Here is a 21,605-nt window from a genome sequence, read left to right on the forward strand (position 1 = left end):
AGGTCAATGCTGGGGGATGTTATCCGGCTTTTTGCTGGTATAGGTCTTATGTCTTTTTTTTTCGATATGCCGGGAGAAATACCTGGCCAGTCAAGATAAGGCGCATATTGAATGCCTGGTTAGTAGATGTTAGGCTATGTTTTTTATGCCAGGATAAAATACCTAGCCAGTAATCATAAAGCGCATGTTGAATGCATGGCTAGCAAATGTTAAGTAAAGTTTTTTTATGCCAGGAAGTAGGACCTGGTTCTCGAAAAGTGGAAATAATATGTCAGGAAGAACAGGGTTGGGTCAGAAACCGGGATTAAGACCTGGTCAAAAAATAAGGGCAATAGGCGTTTGCTTCATGCTATTCATAGTATTTGGCATGGGTAGCTGGGCTAATGGTCAGACGTTTGGTGAATTTTTTAACCAGAAGAAAACGCAGCGTAAATACTTCATCGAACAGCTGGCTGCGCTGAAACTATATGCCGGCTATCTGCAAAAGGGTTACCAGATCGGAAGGGATGGGATACAGGCCGTGCGGGATATCTCGAATGGTGAGTTTGGGCTGCATAGCGCTTTTATCTCATCATTATCCAGGGTAAGCCCGGTGATTTCCCGGCACAAAAAGGTAGCGGAAGTGATTGCCATGCAGCTGGAGATGGTATCGGTGTTTAAGGCTTTGGCCAGGATGGATCATCTGGAGCCTATGGCGCTGGCCTATATCGCTTCCGTAGGGGGCGAAATACTGGAGGCATCCCTAGCTGATGTGGAGGTGTTGATGATGATTATTAGCTCAAATAGGCTGGAGCTGGATGAGCAGGAGCGGCTCAGGAGGTTAACAGAACTGCATGCTTCTGTTGAAGAGAAATACCGCTTTGCTCGATGGTTTAGGGGCGAGGTGATCTTGTTTAATAAACAGAGAGATAAGGTGTTGAATGATCTGAACGGAATAGGAGGTTTATATGGGAATTGAGGTATGGGTTTGGTTTGAGGTGTCTTATCGCTGGGTGGGCTGGTTACCTGCCTGGCATAAGATTAAGGGATCGGTGCTGTCTTTTGTTATGCCTGTTTTGCTGTTGTGTTTTCTTGCGCCAGGTAAGGTAAGGGCGCAAAGCGTGGAGGTTGAGCAGCTACTGATCAATGTGGAGAAACTGACCCAGTTCAAGAACATCCTGGAAGATATGAAGAAAGGATATGAGGTGGTATCGAAAGGTTATCAGGCCGTTCGGAATATCTCACAGGGGAATTTTTCGCTGCATGAAGTCTTTCTGGATGGGTTGATGCTGGTCAGTCCGGAGGTCAGGAAATACCATAAAGTGGCCCGGATTATTACTGTGCAGGGAAGGATTGTCTCTGAATATAAGGCAGCCCTGAAAGGCTTCAGGTTATCCGGCGTCTTTAAAGATGGGGAACTGGATTATTTTTCCAGGGTTTACGCAGAGCTGTTTCAGCAGAGTTTGTCCAACCTGGATGCGCTGACTACGGTATTGACGGCATCAGAACTGAGGATGAGTGATGATGAGAGGTTGAAGGTGATCGACAGGCTGTTTTCAGCGGTGGAGGATCAACTGGGTTTCCTGAGGAGTTTTAATGGTGAGGTGGTGCAGCTGAAAGTGCAGCGGGAGCGGGCAAGAACATCGATTACCGGCATGCAATCGCTGTATAAGCAGTAAGCTTGTTTGTTATCATTTTCCTTTAATTTTTCTTTTCTGCCTGGTTTGGACCAGGTTCCGTATGGCGGGTAAAAGAACCAGGTGAGAACCTGGGAACAGAGATAAAGTATTAAAAAATGGCAGATGATGATATTATACCTGGATGAGCGGGGTTTGGTTTTGGCGTTAAACTGGAACCAGGTTTATAATCGGGCGTAATATTAAAATGTTCAAAAATGGTAGATGATAACTTTATGCCTGGAAGAGTAGGGTTTTGTTTTGGAATTATGTGGGAACCGGGTTTATAACCGGCTATAAAAAAGATAATAAGTAGAGGTAGAAAAGATGAGAAAGAAGAACTATAACCCTGGAAGGTACGGGCTCATGGCCATTGTGTTCGTATTAGTGATGTTGGGCAGCCCTGCCATGGCGCAGGGCGTAGCGGGAACCATCAAAGGCATGCAGCCGGTACTGGACAGGGTTTATGCAGAGATGCTGCCGATGTGTTCCAGGTTGATCGGTGTGGCTAGGGGCCTGGCCGGCTTTGGGGCGATGTGGTATATCGCGCACCGGGTGTGGCGGAATATCGCATCAGCCGAGCCAGTGGATTTTTATCCGCTGCTGCGTCCTTTTGGTTTGGGGATGTGTATCATGATGTTTCCTGCCGTGATCGGGATCATGAACGGGGTCTTGCAGCCAACGGTGTCGGCAACGGGGCAGATGGTATCCGACAGCAATGCTGCGATTGAAAGGCTATTGAAAGCTAAAGAAGAGGCCATCAAAAAAAGTAAATACTGGCAGATGTATGTCGGGGAAAGTGGGATGGGTGATAGCGATAAGTGGTACAAGTATACCCATCCTAAAGACCCCGGTCGTGATGAGGAGACTTTCCTGGATGGGCTCGGGAATGACCTGCAGTTCTGGATGGAAAAACAGAGTTACAATTTCCGCAACTCGGTGAAGACTTGGCTGAGTGAGGTACTCGAGGTACTTTATGCGGCGGCAGCGCTGTGCATTAATACCATCAGGACGTTTTTTCTAATCGTGCTGGCCATCCTCGGGCCACTGGTATTTGGTTTTGCAGTTTTTGACGGATTCCAGCAGACCCTTACCATCTGGCTGGCACGGTATATCAATATCTTTTTGTGGCTGCCGGTGGCCAATATTTTTGGGAGTATCCTTGGCAAGATCCAGCAGAATATGTTAAAGCTTGACCTCTCGCAGATCCAGGCGCAGGGTGATACTTTTTTTTCTTCAGCCGATACCGCGTACATGGTCTTTTTGATTATTGGTATAGCGGGGTATTTCTCTGTGCCGAGCGTAGCGAGTTTCATTGTGAATGCCGGTGGCGGTAATGCGATGTTGAGCAAGGTGAATTCAGTCGTTAGCGGGACGGTATCTAGTGGAACCAGGATCGTCAGCAGTGCTGGCGGGATGGCGATGGATGCTTATGGGGATATGGCCAGAAGGCAGGCAGGGGGCTATGCTTCAGATGCATCCGGAGATTACTTTAAAGATGGTGATGGGGGATCTGCGCAGCAGAAAAGGATTTCAGGTAAAAGTTAAAATCGGGGGAGAAGCTTATGTTCATGCAGCTAAAAAATATAGATACTGCCTTTAAACATGTAAAGGTGTTAAGCGTAGGTTTTATGATGGTTAATTTTCTGTGTATGGTGTTCTGTATCTACCAGAGTTACCATATGGTGGGGCTTTCCCAGAAGCGGGTTTATGTGCTCCATAACGGGAAGGTACTGGAGGCATTGGCAGAAGATCGGCGTGCAAACCTGCCGGTAGAATTGCGGGACCATATCCGCACCTTTCACGATTATTTTTTCTCGGTCAGTCCTGATGACGGCGCGATCAAAAGGGATATGGATAAGGCACTTTATTTAGCCGATGAATCAGCGAAAAAAGAGTATGATAACCTGCGCGAATCGGGCTTTTATAACCGCATGATCGCAGCCAATATTTCCCAGGAAATCGAGGTGGACAGCATCAGTTTATCGCTGGATAATTACCCCTATAAATTCACCTGTTTTGCCACTGAAAAACTGGTGCGCAGCAGTGGCATTTCTTATCGCAAACTGGTGACGGCAGGAGAGGTCAGGACGCTGGAAGATAGAAGTGATGAGAACCCGCATGGCTTTTTAATCCAGAAGTGGCAGACGCTGGAAAACCTGGATTCGGTCGTGAAATAGCATGTCAATCTATGTAGGATGTTGTCATTGTCAAATTGCCTGAAGTACATAAAGTATTTAATAGCAATGCTTTATATTAAATAATATTGTTTTAGGTAGCAGTAACTCATTACAAGTGGCTGTATAAAAGTTGATTATATAATATAGTTCTTGTTTTTGTGACCAGGTGAGATCCTAGCTTAAAAAGAGATGGTTTGGTACTATTAGGTTATAAGAACAAGTAGTAAAATATTTTATGGAGTTTATATAAACTGATCATTGATGATGAAATTTTTTCAATCACGGCCGGGTGACGACCAGGTCAAGCACAAGCCGGTCAGCAAGGTGGTTGATCAACTTTCAAGAATAGAAAGGCGGATGGCGGACTGGTTAAACCGGAAGGCGAAAGACATTTCGGGGAGGATATTGCTCGCAGCACTGGTGATATTCTGTTGTCTTGGAACGCTGGTTTGCTTGGCGTTGATACTGGGAAAAATCAAATAAAAAAATGGATATGGAAACAGTAAAAAGGAGGGATGCCAGGCAGATATTACTGGTGCTCCCAATGATGGCTTTGCCCTTTGTCGCGCTGGGCTTTTATGCGCTTGGTGGAGGCCAGGAAAACGGGGAAATGATGGCGACTGCAAAAGGGATCAATACCACCCTTCCCGATGCTAAATTAAATGAGAAAGAGCCCTCGGGTAAGATGGATTTTTATGCAGTGATGCAGGCAGATTCTGCAAAAAAGGCAAGGTCTGAAAATTATGTCTCAGCGGTTAGAGGAAGCAGTCATGGGGATGAGCAGGCAAAGGAACTTGAAACCAAATTATCGCTCTTGCAAAAGACACTGGCCTCCCCGCAGGAGGATCTAAAAAGCCCGGACCGCTCAAGGGTTTTACAGGTGCCGGGAATGGAAAAGGATGTGGACCGGCTGGAACTGCTGATGAAAAGTATGCAGGAAAATAAGTCCGAGGATCCGGAAGTGGCGCAGCTGAATTCGATGCTTGAAAAGATCATTGAAATCCAGAATCCGGGAAAGGTAAAAGACCAGGCATTACCAGGTGCAGAAAAAGAAAGCATGTTCGCTGCAATTCCGGCTTTGATCCCGGAAAAACAGAAGGTGAGGGAAGGCGGGGTGCTTCATTTGATTTTAGCGGATAGTACTGTCCTGAGCGGGGTAATGGTGCCAGCCGGCCATGAATTGTATGGGATCTGTAAGTTTACCAGCCAGCGACTTCTCATCGATATCAAAACCGTGCGGATGGGAAAACTGATCCTACCGGTAGACCTGAGCGTTTACGGGATGGACGGGATAAGGGGGATTGAGACTGCTGAGGCGGTGGTGGGAAATGCGGCTTCGGGCGGAGCTGATGAGGCGGTACGCGGGTTACAGCTGACCAGTTTTGATCAGTCTTTAGGGACGCAACTGGCTGGAGCCGGGATTGATGCCGCCAAGGGACTTTTTTCAAAAAAGGTGAGAAGTATTAAAGTGCGTGTGCAGGGAGGGATCCAGGTACTGCTCCGGGATAATGGCAAAAAATAAACGGTAAAATTTCTAACCAAAACAAAAGATGATGAACGAGAACAACATTAAGGGCCTGCGGGAGGAACTCGCAGGACTTGGTTTCAGTCAGGCAACAGCGGACAGGATGCATGAGAGCATCGCGCTGGGCATGACCGCTTTTAGCCTTCGCGAACAGGTGAAAGGTTTGAAAGACCCTTTCGAGGTGGACCTGTATTTCAGGCAATCCAATAAGTCGGAATATTATTATTTCAATAAGTTTGAGGTGACGCAGACCAAGGGCTGGAGCCTGGAAGAGGGAGATCAGTATTTTGTGCTCATCCCTTCAGCTGAAGGCAAGCTGGAACTTAAAGTGCAGACGCCCAGGGTAGCGGAAGCGCTGGATGAATTTAAAAAGCCCCACCAGACCGCAAAACTTGGTTTTGGCAGGTCGCTGGAAGATGCCCAGTTGATTGTGGAGAAAGTGGATGGAAAACTCTCACAGATTCCCAGCGCCTTTATTGCTACCTACCGTAACCCGCCAATGGCGCAGACGATGTGGGTGGATCGGGGGCGTGGGTTCAGTGTTTCACAGGCGGTGAACCTGATGGAAGGCCGGAGCGTTTACCGTGATGATTTGATGAGCCAGGCCGGTACGCCCTATAAAGCCTGGGTGAAGCTGGATATGGATGCAGAAAGGGACAGGTATCAGAATTATACCTTAAACACTTACAATGATCCTTCCTATGGCTTTGACTTAAGGAGCCTGCTTGGCAGCTATGCGATCAACGGGATGGAAAACCGTACCATCTCCGAGGGGATCGTTGCTGCATTGCAGAATGGTGACCGCGCCCTGGTGTCCATTGAAAAAGGTGGTAAACTTATGCCTGTTTATCTGGAAGCAACGCCCCGTTTCCTTCAACTGAACCTTTATGATAAAGAGGGTAAATCACTAAAACGCGAGGATTACCAGAAACAACTGGTACACAAGACAGGAAAAGAAAAGACCAAACAACAGAAGCAGACGGTTAACCGGCAGATGGGAATTTAACGGAATTTATTACTTTAGCCTGCTGGTTTCAAACAGATCAGCCTATTACAGGATATTTAATCAAAATCAAAAATGGAAAAATTCGGAAAAGTTAAGGAGCTGGTGGCTTCAGTTGAGGCAGATGCGGTGAAGTTTTATGAAAACGGGAACGGTGCTGCAGGTACACGTTTGAGAAAAGGCATGCAGGACCTTAAAACCCTAGCGCAGGAAATCCGTGCAGAGGTAACAGAGAAAAAGAACGCAAAATAAACATGAACTGTTTTGGGGAAATGCCCTGGCCAATCTTTGGCCGGGGCATTTTTGTTTTACAGGGAAGAAAGATGATATAGCCACAGGTTTTACAGCCGCCTAAAATTATTTACACTCATTTTCAGTGTATTGGACGAGCAGGCTTGCAGAAGTCAGGGAGGCTGATATATTTGCGGGATGACGGTAACCGTATTAGCGATACTAGAAACTGATTTCGTGCCTGCAAAGAACCTGGCCAGGGTGATGAACGACCGTCTGGAAAGGGCGGCGAGGGAATTAAGGGACAGCCACCTCAAGGCACTTTATGGACGCGGGTTCTCCTGCGAAGACCTGGTCATTTATATCAGCTACAACAGTAAGTACAAAATCCGCTACCGGATTGTAAATGATGTTCCGGCAGATATCGAGTATTTTGTGGCCGAAACCTGCGGCAGGCTGGGATATATGCTTTGGAGGACCGTTCCGATCGAGGTGTTGGACAGATAAGCAATCAGCCTGGATTACAGGTGAGCGCAGGGTAGCCTTGCAGCCATCCTGAATCCATGCTGTAGAAAAAGCTAGCCATTGGCTACAGTCGTGGAAGCTTTTGGTGACATATGATCCAATTTGTATTGGCTAGCTTAGCCATTTTCTTTTAATATAACAGATCGTAATCTTGTTTCATTATCATCGCCCCACTGACCCAGTGCAGCAATTATGGGAATTAGCGTTTTTCCAAAATCACTAAGGCTATATTCGACTTTTGGAGGAACCACTGCATAGATAACTTTTGTAATCAATTCGTGCTGTTCGAGTTCCTTTAACTGCATATTCAAAACCCTTCTTGAGGCATCCTGTATTTTACGTTGCAATTCGCTGGGACGTTTATGCCCCTCATTTATAAACCATAACAAACGAACTTTCCATTTTCCATAAAGAACTTCGCCAATAAGGTCAAGTCCGCAATTCAGGTTCAAAGGTATTTTTCTCTCGTACATTCAGCAAAGCTAATCCAATGTTCCAAATTGCACAATAGGGGATAAAATTATCCCTATGCAATTCGATTTTCCCTCATTGTCAAAAGGTTGCATACTTTCTAGATTTGTACCAAAATAAAAGATGATGAAACAGATATCCAACTTTAACAATTATTTAACAGGCGAAAATGCCTTGAAAACCGGAGGTTCAAATGGAACAAACTTTTAATTACAACAATGAGTTATCGGGCAGGATTGCCCTGGTAACTGGAGGTACAAAAGGTGCCGGCAAAGCTATAGCGGAGAGACTTTTAGGGGCTGGCGCAACGGTCATTATTTCTGCAAGAAATCAGGCGGAAACAGAAAACAGCAAACTACATTTCATTGCTGCAGATTTAAGTACGGCGGAAGGTTCAAACCAATTGGTAAGCCAGGTGCTTTCGGCTTATGGAAGGCTGGATATATTAGTTAACAACCTGGGTTCATCGACAACCCCTGCTGGTGGATTTAATGCACTAAATGATAGGGATTGGGAATCAACATTACAGGCAAACTTACTTGCTCCGGTTCGTTTGGACAGGGGGTTTTTACCACAGATGATTGATCGTAAAGACGGCGTTATCATTCATATCGCCTCAATCCAGGGCAAATTACCACTCTACGATTCTACTTTGCCATATGCAGCTTCAAAAGCAGCGTTGCTTAACTACAGCAAAAGTTTATCAAATGAGGTTACACCAAAGGGCGTACGTGTACTGGCTGTGTCACCGGGATGGATAAATACCTCAGCATCTGTGGCCTGGCTGGGTGAAATTGCCAGAAACTCAAAAATTTCTGTTGAACAGGCTCAACAGGGCGTGATGGACGCCTTGGGAGGAATTCCATATGGAAGACCCGCAGAGCCTTCGGAAGTTGCGGAATTGGTTGGCTTTTTGGTTTCACCAAGAGCAAGCTATCTTACCGGGACAAATTATATAATCGACGGTGGAACTGTACCCACTATTTGATCACCTTAAAATATAAAAAGACGAAATTACCAAAGATCCTATCTGAACTAGTAAGGACACAAAACAATTTCGATAGTGTCGCTTACGCAAATTGTTTTTCCCAAACTGCAGTTGTCCATGATGATGGCAAAACACATAAGGGAAAGAAAGAGATAGAAGAGTGGATTGCAGATGCCAACGAAAAATATAGCGCTACAATGGAGCCGCTCGACTTTCAGGAAAATGGTTCAAAAGCCATACTTAAAGTGCAGGTTGAGGGAAACTTTGAGGGAAGCCCGATTGTATTAAACTATCACTTAGAAATTTCTGATGGTTTAATACAGTCAGTAAACGTAACTGGCTAAGCAGCAATGGCTGCCAGGACTGGCTATTTCGGCAAAATTGTACGTCCATTCCCCATTTAGGCTGACAACTTTTTTCGCTTGCAAAGTGAGGGTCTGTTCCGGGCCAGACTGTACGCACTGGTAAGTATCAGGCTTTTCTTTGTAAATTACTGCTTTTGATTTGTTAGGTTCAGGCCAGAATAGAGGCTCACGCGTTGCGGTATTGGATGGGATTTGACTCTCTTAGCGGTGGACTGGACCACGAGCCGCAAAATAGACAATGGTTACTTTTTAGTTGAAGGATCCAAAGACCAGGTAAACTTTTACACAATAGATTCTATCGCTGCTAAGCGTGTAAACGGCACAAATAATAATAAAATTGCCTATTCTAGCAGAAAAAATGAAATCTCCCGCAATACCCCGCTGCAGATGGGATTGTCATTAATAATGGGGGGTATTATGGTATTGTTAGGACTTGCCGTCATCAAAAACAAACATCAATTCAGCATGATCATCTTGCTACCGGGCATCGCGCTTTTAGCAGCGATCTCGGGCTGTAAAAAACAAGAAAACTTAGAGCAGCTGAACAACCGCGAAACCCTATACGTAAGGGTCGTACATGTAGATGATATTGGAAATAAAACTTTTAGTCCCGTTGTAACCCTTCAAAATAAGTAAAACTGTATGCCTATCAGCGAAAGCTGGTAGGCATTTTTTACTTACGGCCTGCATCATCCTTTGGCTATGTCGAAAAAAAATATTTTTATCATCAGAGATAATTGATCATCAGTTAAAAATTCTGCTTTCTGAAATGGCTGATGCAGTGTACTCTTTCCTGAGGTACTATTATTTTTTGATATATCGTTATTGATATTTGCCTTTTTAACATCTGGTGGTTGCCTCTTTTTTATCAGGCCAATGATAATGGATCGATATTTCCATTTTCCAGATGGGCAATTCGGAAAATCTCCCTGGAAATAATAGCAATGTTTTCCTTGAGTTCAACCAGGCAGCAGTTGATTATACCTATGGGAACAGGCAATCCCAAAATTTCTTCCATGAATTCTATTTTTAAAGCATATCCAGGAATATCTTCGGGGCTTCCTTTTAAGATTGAAAAAATTTCATTTGCTACCTTTCTGTCGCTTCCAAGTGAAAATTTACCATAAACGATTTTTCCGGATGGACCTGCAAGGCTAAGGTTGAGGGTAAATCGGGTATCCATAATGCTTTATTTAGAAATTAGTTCGTAATGACTCGTAATGACATATAGATAATAAAAAGTGCCGCGTTTAGCGGTACTTTTAGGACTATTGTATTTCGATCTGTCTGGAGACGGCTTTGGCTTCCTCCTTTTTAGGAAGGTGGAGTTTGAGTATGCCATCTGTATAACTGGCCTGGATACGCTCAACTTCCGCGCTTTCCGGAAGGGTGAATGATCTGGTAAATGCCGAGTAGCTATATTCCCTTCTGTTATAAGTTCTGCCTTCGTTATTGTTTCCAGAGAGCTGTTCAGTGGAAATCGTTAGTATGTCCCTGTCTACGGATACCTTAAAATCTTCTTTCTTTAAACCCGGGGCTGCAAGTTCGATGTGGTAGGATTCATTTGACTCTGAAATGTTGACAGCTGGCACGCTGCTTAAACGGCGATCGGTAAAAAAGGTGTCGCCTAGTACAGATTCGAAAATATCATTAAAGCCTGGCAATAATGAACTGTTCTTTTTTTCTGGATTGAATTTAACCAATGTCATAGTGTTTTTTCCTTTTAATGTTTTAATAATAAATGGACTATAAATCAATTAAGTTATCGCTTTAACCTTCTTTTTGAAAGGTTACAATGTGTGGTTATCAAGTGCTGTGCCAAGGCTCTCCGCTGGGATGTTGAAGCATTTTTGCTGAAATATTTTCTTTTTTTCTGAAATTTTTTCAGTGCTGGTGCTGAAATTTTTTCAGTTTTTGAACATCATCAATGATTTATGGAAGTTGTGCTAAGGTAGCAAGGTGGTGTTTTTATGCTTTGGGGTGCACCAGTCGTTGGAAATAGACAATGCGTTCTGAGTGATGGAAGATTAACATATCGATCTGGCCCAATAAAGTGGGATAACAACATCCGGAATTCTATAGGGTGGAACTTTTAAACTAAAGTAAAAGCAGTAGGTGGTTTCCAGATACAAATTTTGCCTATTGTTCATAAAATAAGCTGAAAACTATTTACCCAACAATTTAGTGTTTCTTGGTGTTTTGCTAATAAGCAATGGACAAAAAAACAGAAGGTTATTATTCGGGTACCAGTGGACTGCTATTACCGGTACCCAATAAATTGCACTATCCTGAGGAATTCAGGGAGCGATCAAGACTATGCTATTACGGCTCGCTGATGAACAGCATCGAAATCAACAGCTCTTTTTATAAAATCCCGATGGCGTCCACCGTGAAAAAGTGGCGTGAAGAGGTTCCAGGTGATTTCCGATTTACCTTTAAACTTTTCAAGGGCATTACCCATTCACCAAAATTGGCATTTGATCCTTTGGATATCATCCGCTTTATGGAAGTAATCGCCAATGCCCAGGATAAGAAGGGATGTGTCCTTGTCCAGTTTCCACCGAGTATAAGGATAGGGGATTTCGCCCAACTTTCCAGATTGATGTTTAGTCTCCGTGAGTGTGATCCGGAAAATCAATGGAAGATTGCATTTGAATTCAGGCATGCTTCACTTTATGTGGAAGAGGTGATGGAGTTATTGGCGGAAAATGGCCTTGGCATTGTCACTCACGATAAGAGATCTGCTGCGAGTCCACTGGATGACTCCGATTGTAGCTTCCGTTATCTGAGGTTTCATGGACCTGGAGGCAACTATAGGGGCAGTTATAGCGAAGATGTGCTGGCGGAATATGCCAGTTATATTGTTGAATGGCTATTAGAAAAAAAGGACGTCTTTGTTTATTTTAATAACACGATGGGGGATGCTTATGGAAATCTTAAAACCCTAAGAAGATTTGTTAGTGATCTTATTTAGTTTTTTTAATCCGCTCAAGCTTTTTTTGTACTACTGGCAATCTTTTTTGCCATCTCTTGATGATCTCATTTTCAACGATTGGAAGTCCTTTTTTGCCGAGTAGTCCAAGGCTCACTGCAAGTTCCCTTGTGTCTCTGGCTTTTTCAGGGTTTTCGTCAATATAATGTTGTTGCCGGGTTTCAATTTCCTGCTGGAGGGCGTTGCTTGCATTTTCAATCAATGAAATTTCTTTTGAATATTCGTGCAGTTTTCGATAAGTCATGATCAGACGATTATTCGCTTCGATGTGGGCGGGGTTGCCCTTTAGCAAAAGCAGGTATTGCTTAACAGCCTCTTTTAGCTGGCCATCTTTTTCTGCCTGTCTGCCCAATTCAAAATATTTCGCTTCCCGGATTCTTTTACTGCTCATCAGATTAAGATATTCTACCAGTAATAACAGTTGATTGCAGAAAGATGTTTGAGGATGATATATTCACGATTATTTGCACGCTTAAGGCGGTATTTTATATGTTTTGGATGCCGTCTGGGCGAATCGACTGGAAATAAAACCCGGCTATTGATCTATCCTGACTTTTTATGTTTTTATTATTTTCACTGGTTTTCCTGTTTTAGCGGATTTATAGATCGCTTCCATAATGACATGATCACGTAGGCCTTCTTCAGCTGGGGTTTTGGGATCTTGTTTGGTCAAAATACACTCCGAGAAATGGTCCATTTCCGCTCCGAACTGGTTTGGCTCAGGCACACTAATGGTTTCCTCTATTTCCTCTTCGCCTTCGGCCCTTGAGGTTTTCAGTTGTTGGCCTTTGTAGGCAAAGGCCCTGTCCATAAACATCCAGCCCCTTTCGGCATGTATACGCATGGTTTTTACCTCCCTTATTTTGTAATGTGCCATGCAGCTTGCGATCAATCCTTCATCAAATTTCATCTGCCAGGAGATTAGCTCCTCTGTGTCTTTGAATAGGGGATCCTTTGGGGTGGAATATTGATAGGCAAATACTTCTATTGGTTCCTTTCCAAGGATAAACCGTGTGGTGTTTAAACAGTAGATTCCTATATCCGGCAGCGCACCTCCACCGGCCAGTTTGGCTTTATGCCTCCAGTGGTCCGGGTTAGCACTGCTCTGCCCATTTACTGTTTCAACATACCTCACCCGGCCAAAGCGTTCCTTACTGACCATTTCTTTTAATTTTAGGGTATGGGGCTGGAACTGCATTCTGTAGGCGATCATCAGTTTTACCTTTGCTTTATTACAGGCTGCTATCATCTTGCGGCACTCGGCCGATGAATTAGCCATCGGTTTTTCACAAAGGATATGTTTTCCCGCCCGGGCGCCGCGGACTGTAAACTCCATATGCATACTATTAGGCAGGATGATATAGATTACCGAAACATCCGGATTGTTTTTTATTTCATCGAAACGCTCATAGCTATAGCAGGCAGCCGGGCTTACACCATATTGCAGCGCCACCTTTTCCATCTTTTTATGATCGCCACTGACCAGCGCGGCAAGACGGCTAAACTTACAGCCTGATAAGGCAGGAAGGACTTCTTCAAGTGCGAGGTGGCCAAGGCCAACCACGGCATATCCTATCCGCTGGTTTTCAGGTATTGGGGCAGGGGGTGGAGGAGTTGATTTATCTGCACTGGATTTCCATTTTTCAAGCTTAACTGGTTTATCTGCATTTTTTGCTTTATCCATGAGTGTTGGTATATTTGTCGTTTTATTACAACCATTAAGTTTGGATAAGGTTTGCCGTTTTCTGTTAGCGGGGGATAATCCAAACAGGGTTTGCCTTGCAACACAGGGAGGGAATTGGCTATTGCTTTGTATCCACTGCTATATCATTATCGATGCTTTCTACCTATTTTGTTTTAGCCGGTGAAAATTTTGAACGCTGCGGGATAGTTTTGTAGCCACTTTTGAAAATATCCACTTTATTTAAATCTTTCTTTAATAGATAATGTTATTTAATCGCTACTCGATTGCAAAATGGGCTAATTGAACTAACCATGAAGAGGAACGGGCAGGATTTAGGATAGGCTTTGGATTAAAACAAGTTAAGGATGGAAAAATTAAAAAGTTTATTGGCAGGGCTAGGTGGAGCTGTAGTGCTCAATGTCCTGCATGAGGGTTTGAAAGGTCGTGATGATAATATGCCCAGGATTGATTTGCTGGGTGAAGAAGCACTTAATAAAGGATTGGGCTGGCTTGGCTCGGGTATTGAAGATCCTGACAAACTTTATCAGGCCACACTGGCAGGGGATATAGCTGGAAATGCTTTATATTACAGCTTGATCGGCACTGGGGGCAATAAATATGTCTGGCCTAAAGCCATTCTTTCCGGACTTGCTGCAGGATTGGGCGCGATCGCTTTGCCGGCACCAATGGGACTTGATGAGCGCCCTGTAGCGCGGAATACAAAAGTAAAGCTGCTCACCATCGGGTATTATTTAGCAGGGGCATTAGTTACTGCGTTTATACTGTCCAGGACAAAAAAGGCTGATCCAGTTATTTAAACTATAGTAATTTTAACCGGTGCAAATGAGATTGATATCCGCTGGCAAAGCCAGCCATTAAGCTTGATTACCTTGCGGGGCGAGCTGCATAGCGGAAGGGTTTATTTCATAAAAGTCCTGAAATATATCAAATTGGCCTTGATAGGTAAATTTTGCATTTATAAGCACTTTTGTTGCGGCTGTGTTTTTTCTGTGGACAACCGCACCGATATGACTGATTCCCTGATCAGAAAGACATTCTATAACCACGGGCAATAGCTCAGTCATGATATAACAACCCGTAGCCGAGGAAGAAAGGTAAAATTCTATAAAATAGGGATAGGCTTTAAGTTGATAATGTTCCATTGCTAAATCCGGGCTGATGAGTTCAATGATGCCGATGACCTTTTTTGCAGATTTACTGGTAATGAAATGAAAGAAATTCTTTCCGCTGTAGTGGCTTAGCAACCTGGATTTTAAAAAACCTTCAGCCTGGGGAATACTTTCAAGCCGTTTCTTAGGGATAAACTTTAGCGTGAGCTCATCAGAAAGGATTTCGAAAACATCATTTGACAGCTCAGCTAGCCTGTCCATTTCCTCGGGCCGGAATGGATGGATAATAAGGTGCTCATTTTCAAAACTTATTGGTGACAACATAGACAGCGCCAAAAATAGTAATTTATGGATGAGCTGCAAGTATTTGGATTCCCCCGCTACGCTTTTCGATATGTCTTGCTAAGCTTAGGCCAACCAATGATCTACAGTGGTAGGGATAAGTAAAGGCAATCTGCTTAATATTCCTGCCGGTTGTGTTTTAAATAAGCTCCTGATTTTAAATGCTAAAAATTTTAGTATAATTTTGTAGTGCATTAAGGCAATGGGTTTATGATCAGGTCGTTTGAGAAAAGAGCAGAGCAGAAAATTTCGGGATTCCAGTCTCCGGCGGCAGACTATCTGGAAGGCAGGTTGGATATTACAGAAAAGTTAGTCGTTGATCCGCATTCTACCTTTTACTTTCAGATGCAGGGTAATGCAATGTCTGCCTATGGGATAAATGATGGAGATATATTGGTGATCGATAAGTCCCTTAAAGCCCTTGAGGGTGCTGTTGTGGTTGCTTTCATTAGTGGAAACTTTTCATGCCGCTTATACCTGATCGAAGAAAATGTCCCTATGCTCATTAACGGCCTGGATTCAGTTAAGGAAACAGAAATAGGGCTGCTGCAAATCTGGGGCGTTGTTTCGGCAATCTGCAGGAATGTATTACCAAAAACATTAAGGGTAGGGAGGTACAATCATGTTTGCGCTTTGTGACTGTAATAACTTTTACGCTTCGGCCGAAAGGCTTTTCCGCCCCGAACTTAACGGTAAACCAGTTGTTGTGCTAAGCAATAATGATGGATGCGTGATTGCCCGGAGTGAAGAGGCTAAACAATGTGGCATCAAAATGGGCGATCCTGAGTTTTTGGTCAGGGACCTGATCAAAAAGTTTGATATCCAGGTATTCTCAAGCAATTATGTTTTGTACGGCGATATGAGTGAGCGGGTGATGAACCATCTTGGCAGGTGGTTTCCACGCCTGGATGTCTATAGCATAGATGAGGCTTTTGGCTGGCTTGGCGGGGTGGCTGACCTGGAACGCTATGCGCCCGAAATCAGGAAATCTGTTATCCACAATACAGGGATCCCGGTATCGATTGGGGTGGCGCCAACTAAAACACTGGCCAAACTGGCCAATAAACTGGCCAAAAAGAACAATGGCGTTATGGTTTTGGACAGTGAGGAGAAGATAAACCATGCAGTGATGGATTTTCCGGTGCATGAACTTTGGGGAGTAGGGAGACAATATTATAAGAAATTCGAGGAGCTAAAAATAAAAACGGTAGCCCAGCTGCGGGATATGCCCGAGATGTGGTTCAAGCAGCACATGACTGTAATGGGGCAACGGATGTGGAATGAACTCTGGGGGAAGCCAGCCATTCCTTTAGAGGAGGTCAGAGAAGCCAAAAAAGGAATTACTGTCAGCCGCTCTTTCAGGAACTATATTGAGCAGCCGGATGTCCTTGCCGAGGCGGTCACGCTGTATGCCTCACGCCTGGCTGAAAAGCTGCGGGCCCATAAGCTCCGCTGTCTATATCTGCAGGTTTTTCTCTATACCAATAAGAATAGGGAAGATCATCCCCAGCATTTTCCGGTGCACACCCATAAATTGCTGGTGGCTAGTAATAATACTTCAGATCTGGTCAAAATTGCGGTCACTGTAGCAAAAAAACTCTTCCAGTATGGCAATAAATACAGAAAGGCCGGGGTAATTGCTACTGGCTTGGTTCCCGAAAGCGAGCTCCAGCTGAATATGTTTTCAGATCATGATGGTGGAAAGAAAGACTCGGTATCGGCGGTGCTTGACAGGCTGAACCTTGCCTACGGCCGCGGGACCATACGCATGGCCACTGAAGGATATGAGAAAAAGTGGCGTTTAAAGCATGAGTACCTTTCAAAAGGGTATACTACGCGCTGGACTGACATTATAAAAGTGAAATAAAAAAGAAAGGAAAGATATGTGTGGAAGGACACTGATTGGGGAGAGCATGACAATGGCTGCAAAAGCCGGGGTAATCCTGGGTGGTGAATCGAAAGAAAAAGATACCAATCGTCCCCCTGGGACAGATATGCCGGTGATACTGGATGCCAGGCCAGGAAAACTGCATTACGTAAAATGGGGACTTATTCCAGCTGATTCGAAAGAGGTACCTAAATTCAGTACGACTTACTGCCGGATTGAGACCATGTTTGCCCTTCCAAGTTACCGTACGCTGATTGGCAGGAGGCATTGCGTGTTTGTGGTGGAAGGCTTTTATGAATGGGACCGCAATAGTAAGGTTAAACAGCCCTATTTCTTTGAACGTGAAGACCGTGAGGTATTATTGCTGGCGGGCTATTGGGACAGCTGGAAAGATCCTAAGACAGGCATTGTTATTCCATCCTGCACGATGATTATGCAACCTGCAAATGAATTTATAGCCAAAATCCATGACCGTATGCCCTGTATCCTATCACAAGCGGAAAGCGCAATGTGGCTTGACCGGGAACTTCCGGTAGCGGAGCGTCTAAAGGCGTTGCACCCGGTAAGTAATGAGCTTTTAAGGGGATGGCAGGTTGATCCCAAAATCAATAATGCAAGAAATAAGGATGAAGATAACAATAGGCGATCTGGGCCTGACCTGACACTTTTTGATTAACCATGGCTAACATACCGGCAATATCGGGCCTTGATCATGGCTGTGATCGCTGATGATCTTCTCATTAGATATTATCGCAGGAACGGTGTTGGATGTTTGAACTCCGCGCCGTTCCTCTAAGACCAGCACCTGCTGCATTTACGTGTAGGGATGGAGCAGGTGTTATGAATTGAAGCGGTTATCGCTACTCTATTTCACCATCTGCCAGCCCATCCAGAAACCAGCCCGATCGATATTCAAATTTCGCAGACGCAGATTTTGATTCATTGGTGACTTTGCCGGTGAAATCGTGTGCAATATCGCCTTCGCTTTCCAGTATCTGTTTCGCGGCCAGTGCGTATTCATTTAGATCCAGTCCATCTTTGATGATATACGTTAATTCTCCATTTTCACTCCACACAGATTCTATTATCCCATCTTCGAACTTTTGCTTTAGCGCCTGTAAATCTTCTTTGGTTATGTTCTTTGGTCGTTGTTCCATGTTGATACTTTAAAATATAACCTAAAAACAAATAATTGCGGCTTTGGTTCGGATTATTTTTTCAGCTCGTCAACTATCAGGAATTAAATTAAAGGCCGTTATGGCGAACAGCCCTATTTCTTTAAAATGTGAAATTGACTAAACTATAGCTGATTTTTTATTGTTGCTTCTTTAAGGCCGAAGGTGGTTATCAAGGCTTAACAATAAAGCGTATCTAAAATCAAGACTATGAAAGCAGCAGTATTTCACAAACCTGGAGATATCCGGGTGGACAATGTACCTGATCCGAAAATTCTGGATCCCCGGGATGTAATTTTGAAAGTCACCTCAACTGCGATCTGCGGGTCGGACCTTCATATCCTGAGCGGCGCAGTACCACAGAAAGACCCATTGATTATGGGACATGAATTTATGGGGATAGTAGAAGAAGTAGGCGCTTCGATCACCAATCTTAAGCGTGGAGACCGCGTCGTAGTTCCGTTTCCTATCTCATGCGGTAAGTGTTTTTTCTGTACCCATGAGGCATCTCCGGCTTGCGAGAATTCGAATTTTAAAAACTACGGTCCCAATGGCGATATGATGAGCCAGAAAGGTGCCGCGCTATTTGGATATACTGATCTGTATGGCGGCTATTCAGGTGGACAGGCACAATATGTCCGCGTTCCTTATGCCGACATCAGTCCGCGGATTGTTCCAGAGCATCTTAGTGATGAGCAGGCATTGTTCCTAACGGACATTTTTCCTACAGGTTGGTCGGCCATTGATTGGGCTCAGCTTAAGGGAGGAGAGGTGGTTGCCATTTTTGGATCAGGACCTGTTGGTCTGATGGCCCAAAAGGCTGCATGGATAAATGGTGCCAGCAGGGTAATTGCCATTGATCCCCTGGATTACAGGTTGGAAAAAGCTAAGGCAGTAAATAATGTCGATATCCTCAATCCACATAAAGTCGACGTAATAGAGGCCATAAGGGAAATGACTGGTGGCCGGGGAGCTGACCTCTGCGTAGATGCCGTTGGCTTTGAACCGGAACGTAATTTTTTCGATAAGGTGAAAGCGACGGTACATTTTGAAAAAGGATCGATTAAAGTGCTGGAAATGTGTTTTGAGGCTGTCCGCAGGATGGGAACAGTATCAATTATGGGCGTCTATGGTTCTCCTTATGACAATTTCCCGCTTTTCAGGATTTTTGATAAGGGAATTACCATTAAACAGGGACAGGCACCAGTACTGAATTATATTGATAAGCTTATCGGACTGGTGAACGAGGGGAAAGTGGTGCTTGATGACATCATTACCCACACACTTCCGCTCGAAGATGCTGCACACGGCTATAAGATTTTTGATAATAAAGAAGAGGACTGCGTTAAGGTCGTTTTAAAGCCTTAATTTAATGGAATTTAGCCTGGCAACAAGCCAGGTTAAATTTTATATCCTCTTAGTTAAACTTCGCCTTTGCCTGCCCTTTTCCGGTTTCTTAGCAACGTATTTTTAGTCAGAAGATAAAAGGCTTTTGCGGATAAAACAGACCACTATGGATACTCAATATTCATTTCAAACCAACCTTTTCTCGTTCAACTACAGGGGCATAATGCAGGCATTTTTCTGCTGCTGGTTGCTTTGTACATCCTGCCATAAGGAGGATGCTGGGGAATACGCGTTCAGCGCTGAAGCCTTCTATGCAATGGCGGTTTCTGAACAGAAGTACCAGCAGCTTTTAAATGAGGAGCTTTCCAAAATTACCAGTGATGTGCGTTTTCCTGAAATAGCAAAACAAAGGACAGAACAGTCAAAAAAATATATGTCTGAGCTGAATTCGCTTGTCGGGGTATTAGCCGAAGATTCATCCACGGCCATCGGTGATGAAAATCTGGAAAGACTGATCAGATTGAAAAAATTGGCAGGGGATAATTTTAAGAAGGAACTGGTGAGGATGACCATTGAATCGGATCAGCAACTCATCTCGATTCATGTAAGGGCCATTTCCCCAACAGGCGCCAAAGACCCCAGGTTAAGGGACTGGGCAGAACAAAAGATGCCCACGCTGACCGAAAACCTTGCAGGGATACAATTGCTTAGATAGATTAATATATCCAGTGTCTTCATGTCCCGCTATGATTTTAGCGGGTAAGCTATTCGCCAAAAGTTAATTTTCCCGGTCTGTTGAACGACAGTAAGTGGTCCAGATGGCATATTAAAGCATATAAATTATTTTATTAATAAAAAGGCAGGTGCTGTGGCACCGGATCAGTGGTTTGAATGCAGAGATAAATACATCGTTTGAACTTGATTCTTACCGATAAATTTTTAGCGTTTTTTTAAGTTCAAGCCTCGCCTGGTGGATATGTGTTTTTACTGTTCCCAGTGGTATTCCCAGTTCATCGGCAATTTCGTGGTATTTATAACCTTCAACATATCTCACAAATGGCAAACGGTATGCTTCGGGTAGGCGGTGGAGCGCATTGTTAATATCCTGCATGGCGAACTTATGTTCAGCTCCGTTACGTGACGCGTTGCCCGCAAGTTGTGCGCTACTGAGTTCTTCCTCGATGGTAATGATTGAATTTTTCTTTGCTTTTTTACGGTAATCGTTGATGAAGGTATTCCGCATGATCACAAATAGCCATCCTTTAAAATTGGATCCCTGCTCAAATCCCTCTTTAAACCTTAAAGCCTTGATCAATGTATCCTGAACAAGGTCGTTGGCATCTTCTGTGTCCCTTGTGAAATTCATGGCGTGGGCGTAGAGTTGATCGGTATGGGCGGTAACCATGTTGCTGAATGTTGTGGTCTTCATAGATATTTGGTTTTATAGGTTTATAGATAACTGTTTATTTTTAGAATAGTTTTAGCTGATGCTAATTTTAAAATGATTTCTTTGTTTAATCTGGCGAGAAAGCATTGTTTTTCTGTAGCTGCTAAAGGGGATTATGCTCTTTAAGCTTTTCTTAAGAATGTTATCCTGAAGTGTATAGCAGCGTTTTTACTGTTTTGATCAGCTTCAGATAGTCGAAGGGTTTGAGCATGATGGCGTCCGGCAAGCATGGAATGCGCGGGATTTCTGATTCAAGCATAGCGGTGATGAGTAATATGGGAATGTGACTTGTGTGTGGGTTTTCTTTGATGGAATTACAAAATAGCCTTCCGTCGCCAGTAGCAAGTAAAATGTCCATTACGATCAGGTCGGGAGAAAAGCGTTTTATAGACTGATCAATAAGAGCGGGTTTGTTGATGCTCTCCACCTCAAAATCTTCCGATTCAAGCATCTGCTGGATAACGTCGGCATTGCTGAGGTCATCTTCGATGATCAGGATTTTAAACATGTTCATTTCTGGTCTTGTATCCTAAGTTAGCGGGATTATTGCAAAAAAAACAGCGGAAATAATTTTAGGTATTTATTCTGCGGTAATCCGTATTCATTTCTAGTCTGGCAGAGCCCGGTGAAAATCCTATAAGTTTTGGGTTTAGCCTG

Annotated in this window: 28 protein-coding genes; 19 read left to right on the plus strand and 9 right to left on the minus strand. The window is 43.9% G+C overall.

Annotation, left to right across the window (positions count from 1 at the left end; all coding sequences use genetic code 11):
• The first annotated feature begins 346 nt into the window (after positions 1-346).
• The 9 genes from AC04QZ_RS00395 to AC04QZ_RS00435 all read left to right on the plus strand — a co-directional run bounded on the left by AC04QZ_RS00395 (position 347) and on the right by AC04QZ_RS00435 (position 7,101).
• On the plus strand, positions 347-958 hold the full coding sequence (locus tag AC04QZ_RS00395) for a hypothetical protein (protein WP_478356091.1): 612 nt from the start codon (positions 347-349) through the stop codon (positions 956-958).
• 88 nt (positions 959-1,046) lie between these two features.
• On the plus strand, positions 1,047-1,658 hold the full coding sequence (locus tag AC04QZ_RS00400) for a TerB family tellurite resistance protein (protein ID WP_478357412.1): 612 nt from the start codon (positions 1,047-1,049) through the stop codon (positions 1,656-1,658).
• Positions 1,659-1,982: 324 nt separating this feature from the next.
• A complete protein-coding gene (gene traJ, locus AC04QZ_RS00405; RefSeq protein WP_478356092.1) occupies positions 1,983-3,203 on the plus strand; it encodes a conjugative transposon protein TraJ in 1,221 nt (406 codons plus the stop codon).
• Between the two features lie 17 nt (positions 3,204-3,220).
• Positions 3,221-3,835: a conjugative transposon protein TraK gene (gene traK, locus AC04QZ_RS00410; RefSeq protein ID WP_478356093.1), complete on the plus strand. Its 615-nt coding sequence runs from the start codon at positions 3,221-3,223 to the stop codon at positions 3,833-3,835.
• Positions 3,836-4,096: 261 nt separating this feature from the next.
• A complete protein-coding gene (locus tag AC04QZ_RS00415; protein WP_478356094.1) occupies positions 4,097-4,318 on the plus strand; it encodes a hypothetical protein in 222 nt (73 codons plus the stop codon).
• Positions 4,319-4,328: 10 nt separating this feature from the next.
• Positions 4,329-5,357 (plus strand): conjugative transposon protein TraM, encoded by a 1,029-nt coding sequence (traM, locus tag AC04QZ_RS00420; RefSeq protein ID WP_478356095.1) that lies wholly within the window; start codon positions 4,329-4,331, stop codon positions 5,355-5,357.
• A 28-nt stretch (positions 5,358-5,385) separates the two neighbouring features.
• Positions 5,386-6,366, plus strand: coding sequence for a hypothetical protein (locus tag AC04QZ_RS00425; protein ID WP_478356096.1), 981 nt, complete (start codon positions 5,386-5,388; stop codon positions 6,364-6,366).
• 72 nt (positions 6,367-6,438) lie between these two features.
• Entirely contained in the window at positions 6,439-6,615 is a 177-nt protein-coding gene (locus tag AC04QZ_RS00430) for a histone H1 (RefSeq protein WP_478356097.1), read from the plus strand.
• A 177-nt stretch (positions 6,616-6,792) separates the two neighbouring features.
• Entirely contained in the window at positions 6,793-7,101 is a 309-nt protein-coding gene (locus AC04QZ_RS00435) for a hypothetical protein (protein ID WP_478356098.1), read from the plus strand.
• A gap of 134 nt (positions 7,102-7,235) precedes the next feature.
• Here AC04QZ_RS00435 and AC04QZ_RS00440 read toward each other — a convergent pair whose 3' ends face one another.
• The gene (locus AC04QZ_RS00440; protein ID WP_478356099.1) at positions 7,236-7,592 is read right to left on the minus strand and encodes a winged helix-turn-helix transcriptional regulator; all 357 of its coding nucleotides are present in this window, start codon (positions 7,590-7,592) and stop codon (positions 7,236-7,238) included.
• 191 nt (positions 7,593-7,783) lie between these two features.
• Here AC04QZ_RS00440 and AC04QZ_RS00445 point away from each other — a divergent pair, with 191 nt between their 5' ends.
• The 3 genes from AC04QZ_RS00445 (at position 7,784) to AC04QZ_RS00455 (ending at position 9,579) form a co-directional block, all read left to right on the plus strand.
• On the plus strand, positions 7,784-8,578 hold the full coding sequence (locus AC04QZ_RS00445) for an SDR family oxidoreductase (RefSeq protein ID WP_478356100.1): 795 nt from the start codon (positions 7,784-7,786) through the stop codon (positions 8,576-8,578).
• On the plus strand, positions 8,575-8,922 hold the full coding sequence (locus AC04QZ_RS00450) for a nuclear transport factor 2 family protein (protein WP_478356101.1): 348 nt from the start codon (positions 8,575-8,577) through the stop codon (positions 8,920-8,922). The genes AC04QZ_RS00445 and AC04QZ_RS00450 overlap by 4 nt, the downstream gene beginning before the upstream one ends.
• Positions 8,923-9,150: 228 nt before the next feature.
• On the plus strand, positions 9,151-9,579 hold the full coding sequence (locus AC04QZ_RS00455) for a hypothetical protein (RefSeq protein ID WP_478356102.1): 429 nt from the start codon (positions 9,151-9,153) through the stop codon (positions 9,577-9,579).
• 232 nt (positions 9,580-9,811) lie between these two features.
• Here the strand turns inward: AC04QZ_RS00455 and AC04QZ_RS00460 are convergent, their stop codons facing one another.
• Both AC04QZ_RS00460 and AC04QZ_RS00465 read right to left on the minus strand, forming a co-directional pair.
• The gene (locus AC04QZ_RS00460; RefSeq protein WP_478356103.1) at positions 9,812-10,126 is read right to left on the minus strand and encodes a hypothetical protein; all 315 of its coding nucleotides are present in this window, start codon (positions 10,124-10,126) and stop codon (positions 9,812-9,814) included.
• A gap of 85 nt (positions 10,127-10,211) precedes the next feature.
• Positions 10,212-10,652 (minus strand): Hsp20/alpha crystallin family protein, encoded by a 441-nt coding sequence (locus tag AC04QZ_RS00465; RefSeq protein WP_478356104.1) that lies wholly within the window; start codon positions 10,650-10,652, stop codon positions 10,212-10,214.
• A 503-nt stretch (positions 10,653-11,155) separates the two neighbouring features.
• On the opposite strand from AC04QZ_RS00465, the gene AC04QZ_RS00470 reads away from it, so the two are divergent.
• Positions 11,156-11,917: a DUF72 domain-containing protein gene (locus AC04QZ_RS00470; RefSeq protein ID WP_478356105.1), complete on the plus strand. Its 762-nt coding sequence runs from the start codon at positions 11,156-11,158 to the stop codon at positions 11,915-11,917.
• On the opposite strand, the gene AC04QZ_RS00475 is transcribed toward AC04QZ_RS00470, so the two are convergent.
• Both AC04QZ_RS00475 and AC04QZ_RS00480 read right to left on the minus strand, forming a co-directional pair.
• Positions 11,910-12,326 (minus strand): hypothetical protein, encoded by a 417-nt coding sequence (locus tag AC04QZ_RS00475; protein WP_478356106.1) that lies wholly within the window; start codon positions 12,324-12,326, stop codon positions 11,910-11,912. The two genes, AC04QZ_RS00470 and AC04QZ_RS00475, sit on opposite strands and share 8 nt — an antisense overlap.
• 165 nt (positions 12,327-12,491) lie before the next feature.
• On the minus strand, positions 12,492-13,619 hold the full coding sequence (locus AC04QZ_RS00480) for a Gfo/Idh/MocA family protein (protein WP_478356107.1): 1,128 nt from the start codon (positions 13,617-13,619) through the stop codon (positions 12,492-12,494).
• Between the two features lie 365 nt (positions 13,620-13,984).
• Here AC04QZ_RS00480 and AC04QZ_RS00485 point away from each other — a divergent pair, with 365 nt between their 5' ends.
• The gene (locus tag AC04QZ_RS00485) at positions 13,985-14,437 is read left to right on the plus strand and encodes a hypothetical protein (protein WP_478356108.1); all 453 of its coding nucleotides are present in this window, start codon (positions 13,985-13,987) and stop codon (positions 14,435-14,437) included.
• Between the two features lie 57 nt (positions 14,438-14,494).
• Here AC04QZ_RS00485 and AC04QZ_RS00490 read toward each other — a convergent pair whose 3' ends face one another.
• Positions 14,495-15,073, minus strand: coding sequence for a GNAT family N-acetyltransferase (locus AC04QZ_RS00490; protein WP_478356109.1), 579 nt, complete (start codon positions 15,071-15,073; stop codon positions 14,495-14,497).
• Between the two features lie 228 nt (positions 15,074-15,301).
• On the opposite strand from AC04QZ_RS00490, the gene AC04QZ_RS00495 reads away from it, so the two are divergent.
• From AC04QZ_RS00495 to AC04QZ_RS00505, 3 genes are read left to right on the plus strand one after another with little or no spacing between them, the layout of a single operon-like run.
• Positions 15,302-15,730 (plus strand): S24 family peptidase, encoded by a 429-nt coding sequence (locus AC04QZ_RS00495; protein WP_478356110.1) that lies wholly within the window; start codon positions 15,302-15,304, stop codon positions 15,728-15,730.
• Entirely contained in the window at positions 15,714-16,958 is a 1,245-nt protein-coding gene (locus AC04QZ_RS00500; protein WP_478356111.1) for a Y-family DNA polymerase, read from the plus strand. Before AC04QZ_RS00495 ends, AC04QZ_RS00500 begins: the two co-directional genes overlap by 17 nt.
• 16 nt (positions 16,959-16,974) lie before the next feature.
• Positions 16,975-17,655, plus strand: a complete 681-nt coding sequence (locus AC04QZ_RS00505) for an SOS response-associated peptidase (RefSeq protein WP_478356112.1) — start codon at positions 16,975-16,977, stop codon at positions 17,653-17,655.
• Between the two features lie 184 nt (positions 17,656-17,839).
• Here AC04QZ_RS00505 and AC04QZ_RS00510 read toward each other — a convergent pair whose 3' ends face one another.
• Positions 17,840-18,136 (minus strand): hypothetical protein, encoded by a 297-nt coding sequence (locus AC04QZ_RS00510; RefSeq protein ID WP_478356113.1) that lies wholly within the window; start codon positions 18,134-18,136, stop codon positions 17,840-17,842.
• Between the two features lie 267 nt (positions 18,137-18,403).
• On the opposite strand from AC04QZ_RS00510, the gene AC04QZ_RS00515 reads away from it, so the two are divergent.
• The gene (locus tag AC04QZ_RS00515; protein WP_478356114.1) at positions 18,404-19,522 is read left to right on the plus strand and encodes a zinc-dependent alcohol dehydrogenase; all 1,119 of its coding nucleotides are present in this window, start codon (positions 18,404-18,406) and stop codon (positions 19,520-19,522) included.
• A gap of 145 nt (positions 19,523-19,667) precedes the next feature.
• Positions 19,668-20,216, plus strand: a complete 549-nt coding sequence (locus tag AC04QZ_RS00520; protein ID WP_478356115.1) for a DUF4142 domain-containing protein — start codon at positions 19,668-19,670, stop codon at positions 20,214-20,216.
• 210 nt (positions 20,217-20,426) lie between these two features.
• On the opposite strand, the gene AC04QZ_RS00525 is transcribed toward AC04QZ_RS00520, so the two are convergent.
• Together AC04QZ_RS00525 and AC04QZ_RS00530 are read right to left on the minus strand one after the other, a co-directional pair.
• Positions 20,427-20,930, minus strand: a complete 504-nt coding sequence (locus AC04QZ_RS00525; protein WP_478356116.1) for an RNA polymerase sigma factor — start codon at positions 20,928-20,930, stop codon at positions 20,427-20,429.
• 160 nt (positions 20,931-21,090) lie between these two features.
• Positions 21,091-21,462 carry a response regulator transcription factor gene (locus tag AC04QZ_RS00530; RefSeq protein ID WP_478356117.1) on the minus strand — a complete coding sequence of 124 codons (372 nt, stop codon included), beginning with the start codon at positions 21,460-21,462 and terminating at the stop codon, positions 21,091-21,093.
• Positions 21,463-21,605: the final 143 nt, after the last annotated feature.

The organism is Pedobacter folensis (assembly GCF_056490665.1).